General features: G+C 33.1%; 2 protein-coding genes. Both read left to right on the top strand.

The features are described from left to right. Positions 1-53 precede the first annotated feature (53 nt). Positions 54-206: a hypothetical protein gene (locus tag HG1285_RS20700; RefSeq protein WP_343122645.1), complete on the top strand. Its 153-nt coding sequence runs from the start codon at positions 54-56 to the stop codon at positions 204-206. Next, on the top strand, positions 203-1,285 hold a 1,083-nt coding region (locus HG1285_RS20695; RefSeq protein ID WP_343122644.1), incomplete at its 3' end, for a POTRA domain-containing protein. The genes HG1285_RS20700 and HG1285_RS20695, both read left to right, overlap by 4 nt.

The following is a 1,285-nucleotide window of genomic DNA, read 5'->3' as shown; positions in this document are numbered from 1 at the left end:
AATTCAGACCGGAATTTGGAGCAAGGTCTATCAAAAGAGCACTGCAATCACTGGTGGAAGACCTGCTGGCAGAAGAGATACTGAAAGGCAAACTACCACCTGGTTCAGTGGCAGAAGTGATAGTGAAAAAAGACGGTTCAGTTGGTATAAAAGTGAAAAAACAAAAACAAACCAAGAAAAAAGAAAAAGAAGTAGCAACCACATAAATGTAATAGGGGGATTAATCCCCCTTTTTTTTATTCTATTTATTTTATTCTCTCCTATCTCAATCAAAGCACAGGAGAATAATCAAAACCTTAAAGCAGGCAGTCTTGCTGAAGAAGTAAACAAAATATACCGACTAAGAAAAGTAGAAATCAAAGGTCTTAAATATGTTAATCCTCAGCTTATATATCCTTTGATTACTATTGGTAAAGGTGCAATAGTTACAAGGGATAATGTTGCTCAAATCATAAGAGACCTTTATAAACTGGGATATTTCCAAGATATAGAGGCATACACAAGATACACAGAAAACGGAATTGACCTAATATTTGTATTTAAAGAACTTCCTGTTGTCCAAAAAATAGAGTTTGAAGGTAATGAAGAAATTTCAGATGAAGACTTGCTGCAAGTTTTGGGTATAATGACCAAAGAAAGAACAGAATCAGGTATGATGCTTCCCTTTTCAACGATAGGTCCTGAACTTGCAGATAAACTAGCCTCTATTCGTAGAGGTTTAGGAAGAGTATTCTCCCCTGATGAAATTAACAAAATGATTCAGGCTATTAAGAAAAAATATGAAAAAGAAGGTTTTTACAACGTAAAAGTATCTTACTACTTTAAGGGCTCAACCCTTGTATTTAAGATAGATGAAGGCCAGAGAGCATACATAGCAAAAATAGATATAGTAGGCAATAAACAACTGGAAGATGATGAGATTAAAGATGTTATGGAAACCAAAGAGCGTAGTATCTGGAAACTTAGATTTCATCCCCGTCTCCAGAAAGATGTTCTTCTTGAGGATATAGAAAGAATTAGGGATTTATATATCAAAAAAGGATTTTTTGAGGTTCAGATTGATAAACCGGAGATTAAACTGAAAAACGGAGAAGAATATTACATAACAATAAAAATACATGAAGGACCTAGATACAGACTTTCTGGAATTGAATTTAAAAATAATAATTACTATACAGATGAAGAGCTGATTAAAAAATTCAAAGATGATATAAAAATCGGGGATTATTACAACGGCGAAATTATAGAAAGAATTAAAAAAGAAGTAACAAATAAATACACAGAC

This window comes from Hydrogenivirga sp. 128-5-R1-1, assembly GCF_000171895.1.
This window is presented reverse-complemented; position numbering and strand designations above follow the sequence as displayed.